Consider the following 9,309-nt stretch of genomic DNA (forward strand, 5'->3'; position numbering starts at 1 on the left):
GGCTGTAATAAAGCATGAGGTATTTTTCAACTTGGCGCCATACCGAAGACTCTATTGGCTTACCATTACCGCTGTTTTTTCGCCTTTTCCTAGCTAGGGTTACCGCATCATGTGCTTGATAGGCTTGATTAGGTTTTGAGTTTCTTTTTATCTCTCGACTTATTGTCGAAGGATGTCTATTGAGTAGCTGGGCTATCTCTTTTTTATTCTTTCCGGCTTGTAATAATACGAAAATTTGGTATCTTTCCTTCCTAGAAAGGTGATTATAATACATAGCAATCTCCAAACTGTGGTGGTGCGAAGGTGCTAGTATAAATCACCTTTCTACTTTCTTCACTCCACCGTGTTTAAAATTGCACTTCATGTTTGAATCCAGGGGGCTAAGTGACGATTATTTTCGAGTTGCTTTTTGAGTTACTCTTTGCCGTGTTGTTTTAGTCTGTTGATTAAGTTTGACTCGTTTAGGTCTTACTATTCTTTTGTCAGAAGAAGAACTTGTGGTGAAACTTTTAGATTCAGGTGACAAACCGACTAGTTCACGTAAGTAATTGACTGAGTCAATACCAAGTTCTAGCCAAGTTCCGCGTGATAATCCTTTGGGTAAAGTGATATTGCCATAGCGAATGCGTAGCAATCGACTAACTTGCACATTAATAGCTTCCCACATTCTACGAACTTCTCGATTACGGCCTTCTGTTATAACTACATTAAACCATTGGTTAATTCCATCACCACCTTGTGCTTTAATTGATTGAAATGAGGCTGGGCCATCTTCTAGTTGCACCCCTTTACGAAGTTGGTTAATTTGTTGATCAGCCACATTACCAAATACTCGCACTGCATATTCACGCTCAATCTCGTGCCGTGGATGCATTAATCGATTAGCTAATTCACCATCAGTTGTGAATAATAATAAGCCCGATGTATTGATATCAAGTCTGCCAATGTTCACCCAACGAGCATTTTTTAATCTAGGTAAACGCTCAAAAACCGTCGCACGTCCTTGAGGATCATTCCGTGAACAAATTTCACCTTCTGGTTTATAATAAGCTAGTACTCGGCAAACTTCTTTTTCTTTACTTCTTAGCTGAACTAAATGACCATTGATACGAATTTTCGGATTGGCATTAACATCAACCCGATCGCCTAATGTGGCAATTTTTCCATCTACACTGATTTTCCCTGCCACAATCATGGCTTCAATCTCTCGGCGTGATCCATTACCTAAATTAGCTAATACTTTTTGGAGTTTTTCAGTATTATCATGTACCGATGTTTTGCGTGTAATAGCTGGTACTTTTGAGGTTTTTGGTTTTTCATAGAGTTGCTTTTCCTTTGCTTTAACGCTATTTGTCTTTTTGCCAAGTTGTGGGAATGCTGATTTGCTATTTTTCATAAAATCCTCGCTGTTACCTTCTCAGGTATCAATTTTCTATTAGCTATATTGTCGATATATTGACAATAAAAAATGGACATTTATTCGAATGGCTTAGTGTCTCCACTTCCTTTGCGAATAATTGTTGGATAGTCATTAGTCAAGTCAATTACGCTGGTAGGTTGTTGACCTATATAACCACCGTGCACAATCGCATCAAGCTGATAACCTATTTTATCTTCTATTTCGTCGGGATCGGATTGCGCTTGGTCATCATTAGGTAAAATTAATGTTGCAGTCATTAATGGCTGCCCTAATAATTCGAGCAACGCTAAATCAATTTTATTATCAGGAATTCTTAGTCCAATTGTTTTGCGTTTTTCATTCATCAATCGACGGGGTACTTCTTTACTTGCCTGTAAAATAAAAACATATTTACCAGGGGTATTATTTTTTAGTAACCGAAAAGTTGTGTTATCTACAAAAGCATAACTAGATAGTTCAGAAAGATCACGGCACATCAAGGTAAAATTATGATTTTTATCAAGTTGACGAATTTGACAAATTCGATCAACGCCTGACTTATTATCAAGTAAACAACCCAGCGAATATCCTGAATCGGTCGGAAAAGCTATAACACCACCATCATTTAATATGTTGACAACTTGATTTAATAATCGAGTTTGCGGATTATCTGGATGAATATAAAAAGTTTGACTCATAATTTTCTTTTATACCAATTATTGTTGTTAATCTGATTTGCATGATTAAATTTTATATTGTTAATCTTATGATAAAGCACGAATATAAATCCATTGTAATCCAGATTTATTTAGAGTTTCCAATTATGCCAAATTGGTATAACACTACCGGGCAATGGGGTTGTTTTACCTAAATCTAAATAGGTGTCAACACCATGAAAATCCGATCCTTGTGATGCTAATAGTTCAAATTCATTGGCTAATTTAGCTAATTTTTGTAAATCGTCTTGTGTTTGCCTGCTTTGTGAAACTTCAATTGCATCCCCACCACTAGCTTTAAACTCACTTATTAATAATTTCAATTTAGTTAAAGAGAGATCATAGCGACTTGGATGCGCAAGTACTGCTTGCCCTCCTGCAGCATGAATGGCATTAACCGCATCTGAAATACTACACCATGTTGCAGGTACATAAGCATAACCACCTTTGCCTAAGTACGTTTTAAAAGCGCGTTTGATGTCTTTAACATAGCCGTTAGCAACTAAAAATCTTGCAAAATGGGCACGCGAAACAATGTCTCCTTTTGCAAAAGGTTGTGCTTGTTGATAAGCGTTTTCAATGCTAACTTTAGCTAATTTATGGCTTATAGCCAACGCTCGATCGATTCTTCCTTGTTCTTGTGATGATAGTAGTGCCATTAACTCAGGATGTGCAATATCGATATTTAACCCAACAATATGAATTTCGTTGTTTTTCCAAGAAGTTGATATTTCAACACCACAAGCTAATTTAATAGGTAAATTTTCGTTAGCAATCGTTTTTTGAGCTTCGGGTAAGCCTTTAACTGTGTCATGATCGGTAATAGCCAAAATAGCAATTTGGTTATCCACAGCTCTTTTGACAAGATCGCTAGGCGTTAAGAGACCATCCGATGCCGTAGTATGTGAATGTAAATCAACGATCATTTTTTTCTCGAAAATTATTTTGAAACGTGTAATATACCACACAATTTGCATGACCACTAAAAGGTATATTATGAAAGATCAAATTCGCCTTGCTCAACAAGGTACTAGTGCGATTATTGAGGAACTATTAGAAGATGGTAGCGATCCTCATGCACTTTATATCATCGAACATCATATTTCATCACAACATTTTTATAAATTAGAAAAAGTAGCATTAGAAGCCTATAAATTAGGCTATGAAGCAACCGATCCCGATGAAGATATTGACGATGCAGGCAATGTTGTTATCGCTTTTGATATTGTTACCGAAAGCCCACTCAATGCCGAACTAATAAATGCACAAATTGCAGAAATCATAGCACTTACTACCCAATTTGGCGTCACATATGATGGTTGGGGCACTTATTTTGAAGATGGGAATGATGACGATTTTGATGAAGCTGAGCTTATGGAGACACTTCATTAAATATCATCAACTCCCTTTCTTAGGCTTTATTCTTATCCGATAAACGGATAAGAATATTAGTGCTTTAAAGCTTAATTTAGCTTTTCTATACGACTTGTTCTTTTTTGATCTGATGAAATACTACGAATAGAGATAGTGTCATCTTTATTAATTGCCACTGGAACAATATAACGTTTCCAATTTTTTCCATTATTCGTTGAATATTCAATGTTTAATCCCGGAAATACAATATTGGCGTTTAATTTACCATCTACAATTTTTGCACCAGGAATAGGTAATCTATAATTTATACCCGCAAGATCAAGTTTAGCTAGCTCTCTTTGTCCAAGTAAATTAGCAAAGCGATTCCAATCATCATGTAACGCTTTGCTATCTACATAATGTGTTTCACCTTGCTGATATTGGCGATCTTTTTGATAAGCCATTTCCCAATCAGCTTGATGCCAAGCCCTTTCAGCAACCGCTAGTAAACGAGGAAAAGCCATATATTGCATTTTGTTATCACTACGGATATCTTCAGTCCAAATTTGTGCTGATAGCCCATAAGCACCTGACCAGTTCATAGTACCTTTAGCTGTAAATGGATTACCATCTCGGTCAACCGAAGTTTCAGCATTTTGTGGTAAATTATTGGGCGCAAAACTAAATATTTTACGTTCATCACTAAAACGTGTTGCCCAATAGTAACCACTTTCTTTTGGATTCACTTCATATGGCATATCTAAATAAACATAGTCTGGATTAGAGATAATCACTTGATAACTTTTATTTGTCCATTCATTAACTGAATCAAATCCCCCCCAATATAATGGGTCCCAAAAGTTAACTGTAACTTTATCGACTGCAAAAGATTTTGCACTTTCTGCATGTTTCATACCATCTTGCCATGCTTGCATATGGTTTATGCCATGATCTTTAATAATGGTACTGACTTGTTGTGCAAAATAACTTGGTAGATGCTCAATATCTTTCACTTCGCCTTTTCTCACAAAAATTTGACAAGCTTGTGATTTAGCCCATGGATGATCTTCAATACTTTGATCAATAGTACCTTTAATATTAGTTTTTTCTTTTGCTTGCAGATCTTGATAACCTGCACCTAAACGGATATTTTTAGCTTCATCACCACCAAAATGCCAAGTATTAAGTGGTTGCCCTGCTTCAATATGCATTTTTGCGATTTCATCGATAACTTTATTAACAAAGCGTTTAGATGAATCAAGACAAGGATTCAAATAGCTTAAGCGATTATAAAATTGTACCGTTGTGGTATTGGATGTATCGGTTGGATCAACTAAACGATACTCATTAGCTTGTTGCTCTTTTCCTTCATTCATTAGGCGTTTATAACGTGCTTCCATTGATACTATTGCGGCTCTGGCATGTGCAGGCATATCGATTTCAGGAATAACCTCGATAAAGCGTGCTTTTGCATATTTGACAATTTCAATGTAATCATTACGACTTAAAAATCCTGATCCACTTGTATTACTATCAGGTCCCGAACCTAATTGTGGTAATAAACAATTTTGCTCCGTGAGGTCGTGACAGCGTTTACTACCGATATCAGTTAGCTCAGGTAATCCAGGAATTTGAATTCGCCAACCTTCATCGTCACTTAAGTGAAAATGGAATTTATTCATTTTATATTTTGCCATTTGATCTAATAAACTTAATATGGCTTGTTTAGATTTAAAATTACGCCCAATATCAAGCATAATCCCTCGATATGTAAAACGTGGCGAATCGACTGCATTTAACGTTGGTATTGAATTAGCATGATTTACAGGAATAACAGATAAAATTGACTGAACTGCATAAAAAATTCCTGCTTCATCATAAGCGGTGATTAATGTCTTATCCTTTTTGATATCTAATTGATAAGCGCCAAATTTTTCTTGCTTAAATTGTTTAGGATCAACGGTTGCTTTTATTTGATAACCTTTTCCTGTTACTGCAATGTTTAATGCTTTAAATTGTGCTTTTAAAATAGCTAAACTTTCTTGATTTAAACCATTAAGGATCAAATTAACTCCTTGCTGATCAATTATAACATCCTCTTTACCTATTGTAAGTTTGCTTGGTGTCGGTAAAATTTGCCCTCGTAACGATGATTCAGATAATTTATTAATATCGGCGTTATATTCAAAACGGTTAGCAGGCGTCATTAAAATATTGTGATCATCAGCCGTTCTTTTCCATTGTTGTTTTATTGGTGCAACAAATGCCGATAAATTGTCAGAATCAGTGTTAGTGTTAGCAATAATTTTGGGTTTAGCATCACTGGAAGTTACATACCAACGTGGCATAACATCACTTTCACTAAGCATCCAATATTCCCCAATAATTGGAATATTCACCGTTGTATTGGCAGGAAAACCAGTGAACTTTTCTGTTGGCTCGAGCTTATGTAAATCACCTGTAATATGGGTGATTTTAAACTGATCATTGTCTACAGATAGAATCATTCTGATATTATCAAAATAGATAGCCCAATCTTTATTATTAATGGCTGTTCCAGTATTTTTAAGTGAAATCATGACGTTATTACAAGAAGCCCAATCAGCACCTAAAGCTGAACAGTTAACGCCATTTGAGTTTGCTTGATTGTCGACAACTTCATATTTAACATTAAGTTGAGAACTAATCAAATCAGCAATTTGTTGAGAAGCATGCACTGATTGAATCGCACATATATTTAACAAAGAAAGGATTGAAGTTGCTAATATCGTTGCCTTAATCTTTTTCATCTTTTTTACCTATTTTTGTTTAGCACTAAAAACAGTGAATGGAATTGTAACAATAAATTTAATGTCCCGTTCATCTTGGAAGATATTACCGTATCCACCACCCCAGCTCGGTATATTTGAATGGTTATTATATTCGGTATAGTGCAATTGGAAGGTTGTATCTTTTGCCCAACTTTCTTGCACGGTATAACCTAAATCAAAGTTATATGCAGATTCAATCAAACGCTGTTTTTGATTGTATTGACGATTAGTGCTAGGTTTTGCATCCCAACCATAGGCATAAGACGCACCTGTTTTCCAACCCGCTAAATAATGAGATAGGTAACTTAAATCATAAGTCACTTCAGCAAACACTGCTTTTTCACCATTGGCATTGAAGTCTGAGCGAGAATTCCACCATATATCTAAACGACCATTTGATGAAGCATAATCAGGTGTCATACGCTGTAAAAAGAATCCCTGTTCTCCATCAGCTTTAACCGAAACGCCTTCAAATCGTAGACCGATAGCACCAACTTGATAGCCTAATGTTGCTGCTTGCAACCACGCCAAGCCATCATATACATCTGTACCTTTATGCGATTGATCTTTAGCGCCATAAAATTGGTAGCTCATAATCATAGGATTATCAAACACTTCCATTTTATAAGATACTTTACCAAAAAATTGGTTCATATAATTTTGTGCTTGTCCAAATGCACTTTCTAATACTAAGTCATTTTTAAAGTCATACTTCAAACCGGCAGAATGTAAATAATTAATTTTTTTACCTTTTCCCCACTGTTTAAATTCATAAAGCCGTTTATACCAAGGTGCTTTATATTTATCACTCCACATATATGACATCGACAATGCTCCAGCGCTATCAAAATCAAGAGTTGCCCCTACCTCAAAACCTCGATAAGTACCTGGTAATAAACTCCAGTGTGGTGCAAGTAACGTTTGACCTGAGGGTTGAATATAACCTGCTTTTACCCAAAATAATTCGTCAATTTTAAAATTTGCTTGTGCTTTATAAAAACTAAGTCCACTGACATCTTTCTTCCAATCCTCATCCCAACGGGTATGAGCACCACTAAATCCTATTTCATTTGGGTGTCCATTACCGCCATTACTGACTTCCCAAGCGCCATAACCACCAAGTTCAATAGCCAATCTATCGGCAATATAGCCTGATTTAAAATCCAAATTAGTATTGAATGAAGTGTGTCTTAGTTTTTTTTCATACTTATGTGTATCAATATCTTTGCGTTCACGATCACGATTCCAGAAAAAGATATTACCAGTTAATGAAGCATCATCGAAAAAATGATTTTCATAGACGGCATCAACTGGAGTTGTTACCCCCATTAAAACAGAAAAAGAAAAAATAAGTTTAGTTAAAAGATTTAATCGGTTAGGTATCATTTTTGCATTATAAATATTCATATTTATTTTCCTAAAATAATGAAATTATGCTATTTAACTTACAGTAAAACTTATTAACATATGATTATTATTAATAAATTGAACTTCAAAGTAACTTTTATTTTAAACATTCGAAAACTAAGCTTTATTTAGGAACATATTTAAATTCAGATATGAGGTAAATATGTATTTTTATAATGCATAAACATATTTTATCTAGCAAATTAAACACTCTAAATCGTGATCATAATCACTAAAAAGATCGATTTTTATGCTAATTTTTAGATAAAAGTCACAACTTTTTTTATTAAAAAAAATAATATAACGGACTTTTTTAGAATTTTTTAAACTTATGACGGTATAGAATCCTGAATATTTTTTACAAAAATATCACCTAAAATATAAACCTTTGTATAAATATCCCATTGTAAATGACCAACCCACGTACAAAATTACGTTAGTATTAATCATTAAAGTCACATTATTTAATATGTTATGACGATTTTAGAAGATGTTAATGAATATGGATCGGCTACACTAATTAGTACCAGTTTTATAAGGTCATTGTTATGATAAACTAAAAATAAGAGAAGGTAACAACAATGGCAATCGATTCATCACGAAGAGCAAAACGTAGCTTTACTAACGAGTTCAAAAAACAAATGGTCATGCTATATCAAAATGGTAAAAAACGTGCGGATATCGTCGCAGAGTATGACCTCACCAAATCAGCATTAGATAATTGGATAATGCAGTACCAAACTACCGGCTCATTCATCGCAAAAGATAATCGTCGAACTGAAGATAACGAACTTATCGCGCTACGCAAAGAGAATAAACGCTTGTTAATGGAGAATGATATCCTAAAGCAAGCGACGTTGATAATGGGAAGAAAATCGAGTTAATTTTACATAATAAGCATCGATACAGCTTACGTGCATTATGTCGATGTTTAAATGTAACCCGAAATCGTTTCTATTATCAACGGCAATTAACGCAGCAATCACAAGATATATCACTGAGTGAAATAGTGGGTGAAATTTTTAATACTAATTATCGTGCTTATGGTACAAGGCGTCTGCAAGCAGAGCTGAGAAAGCAAGGCATAACCGTATCTCGACGCCGAATAGGTCGAATCATGGCGAAAAATGGCTGGGTTTCGAAATACACCTGTAAAAAATATTGTATTCATACAGAAAAAAGCAATGAATCGCCGGTGGGGAATGAACTGAATCGAGAATTTAATATAGGTCAACCACGAAAGATATTGGTGACCGATTTAACCTATGTAAGGGTTAAACAACGTTGGCACTACCTTTGTGTAATTGTTGATATCAGTAATCGAGAAATAGTGGGGCGAAGTGCTGGCAGGCATAAAACAGCGGCACTGGTCATGCAAGCTATGAGTCAAATTCCAATGAACTTACAGACGATTGAGTTGTTTCATTCTGATAGAGGAAAAGAGTTTGATAATCATTTGATTGATGAATGTTTAACAGCATTTGGAATTAAACGGTCTTTAAGTCGCAAAGGCTGCCCCTATGATAACGCAATTGCAGAAAGCACATTCAAAGCAGTGAAAACAGAATTTGTGTCAAATACTATTTTTGATTCACTGGCGCAACTTAAATTGGAATTTAATCAC

9 protein-coding genes are annotated in these 9,309 nt (G+C 35.1%); 3 read left to right on the plus strand and 6 right to left on the minus strand.

What is annotated here, in order from left to right; all coding sequences use genetic code 11:
* The 4 genes from A9G37_RS08315 to rnm form a co-directional block, all read right to left on the minus strand.
* On the minus strand, nucleotides 1-274 hold a 274-nt coding region (locus tag A9G37_RS08315; RefSeq protein ID WP_065575222.1), incomplete at its 3' end, for a helix-turn-helix domain-containing protein.
* A 117-nt stretch (nucleotides 275-391) separates the two neighbouring features.
* Nucleotides 392-1,396, minus strand: coding sequence for a 23S rRNA pseudouridine(2605) synthase RluB (rluB, locus tag A9G37_RS08320; RefSeq protein WP_081297703.1), 1,005 nt, complete (start codon nucleotides 1,394-1,396; stop codon nucleotides 392-394).
* An 80-nt stretch (nucleotides 1,397-1,476) separates the two neighbouring features.
* On the minus strand, nucleotides 1,477-2,097 hold the full coding sequence (locus A9G37_RS08325; RefSeq protein WP_034909803.1) for an L-threonylcarbamoyladenylate synthase: 621 nt from the start codon (nucleotides 2,095-2,097) through the stop codon (nucleotides 1,477-1,479).
* A 110-nt stretch (nucleotides 2,098-2,207) separates the two neighbouring features.
* Nucleotides 2,208-3,041: an RNase RNM gene (rnm, locus tag A9G37_RS08330; protein ID WP_065575226.1), complete on the minus strand. Its 834-nt coding sequence runs from the start codon at nucleotides 3,039-3,041 to the stop codon at nucleotides 2,208-2,210.
* Nucleotides 3,042-3,111: 70 nt separating this feature from the next.
* Between rnm and rraB the strand changes: the two genes are divergently transcribed.
* Nucleotides 3,112-3,507, plus strand: a complete 396-nt coding sequence (rraB, locus tag A9G37_RS08335) for a ribonuclease E inhibitor RraB (RefSeq protein WP_065575223.1) — start codon at nucleotides 3,112-3,114, stop codon at nucleotides 3,505-3,507.
* Between the two features lie 71 nt (nucleotides 3,508-3,578).
* Here rraB and A9G37_RS08340 read toward each other — a convergent pair whose 3' ends face one another.
* Nucleotides 3,579-6,257: a beta-N-acetylhexosaminidase gene (locus tag A9G37_RS08340; protein ID WP_065575224.1), complete on the minus strand. Its 2,679-nt coding sequence runs from the start codon at nucleotides 6,255-6,257 to the stop codon at nucleotides 3,579-3,581.
* Between the two features lie 9 nt (nucleotides 6,258-6,266).
* Nucleotides 6,267-7,607, minus strand: a complete 1,341-nt coding sequence (locus A9G37_RS08345) for an OprD family outer membrane porin (protein WP_442903145.1) — start codon at nucleotides 7,605-7,607, stop codon at nucleotides 6,267-6,269.
* Between the two features lie 659 nt (nucleotides 7,608-8,266).
* Here A9G37_RS08345 and A9G37_RS08350 point away from each other — a divergent pair.
* Both A9G37_RS08350 and A9G37_RS08355 read left to right on the plus strand, forming a co-directional pair.
* Nucleotides 8,267-8,569, plus strand: coding sequence for an IS3 family transposase (locus A9G37_RS08350; protein ID WP_065560538.1), 303 nt, complete (start codon nucleotides 8,267-8,269; stop codon nucleotides 8,567-8,569).
* Nucleotides 8,569-9,309: IS3 family transposase (locus A9G37_RS08355; protein WP_255306849.1), on the plus strand; the 741-nt coding region annotated here is incomplete at its 3' end. The genes A9G37_RS08350 and A9G37_RS08355, both read left to right, overlap by 1 nt.

Source organism: Gilliamella sp. GillExp13, from assembly GCF_001690815.1.
Classification (GTDB): Bacteria; Pseudomonadota; Gammaproteobacteria; order Enterobacterales; family Orbaceae; genus Gilliamella; species Gilliamella bombi.

What these genes read in the sequence shown, in the direction of transcription:
- A9G37_RS08350 (WP_065560538.1), top strand. Translation starts at nt 8,267, where the DNA reads ATGGCAATCGATTCATCACGAAGAGCAAAACGTAGCTTTACTAACGAG.
- rraB (WP_065575223.1), top strand. Translation starts at nt 3,112, where the DNA reads ATGAAAGATCAAATTCGCCTTGCTCAACAAGGTACTAGTGCGATTATT.
- A9G37_RS08325 (WP_034909803.1), bottom strand. Translation starts at nt 2,097, where the DNA reads ATGAGTCAAACTTTTTATATTCATCCAGATAATCCGCAAACTCGATTA.
- A9G37_RS08345 (WP_442903145.1), bottom strand. Translation starts at nt 7,607, where the DNA reads ATGGGGGTAACAACTCCAGTTGATGCCGTCTATGAAAATCATTTTTTC.
- rnm (WP_065575226.1), bottom strand. Translation starts at nt 3,041, where the DNA reads ATGATCGTTGATTTACATTCACATACTACGGCATCGGATGGTCTCTTA.
- A9G37_RS08340 (WP_065575224.1), bottom strand. Translation starts at nt 6,257, where the DNA reads ATGAAAAAGATTAAGGCAACGATATTAGCAACTTCAATCCTTTCTTTG.
- rluB (WP_081297703.1), bottom strand. Translation starts at nt 1,396, where the DNA reads ATGAAAAATAGCAAATCAGCATTCCCACAACTTGGCAAAAAGACAAAT.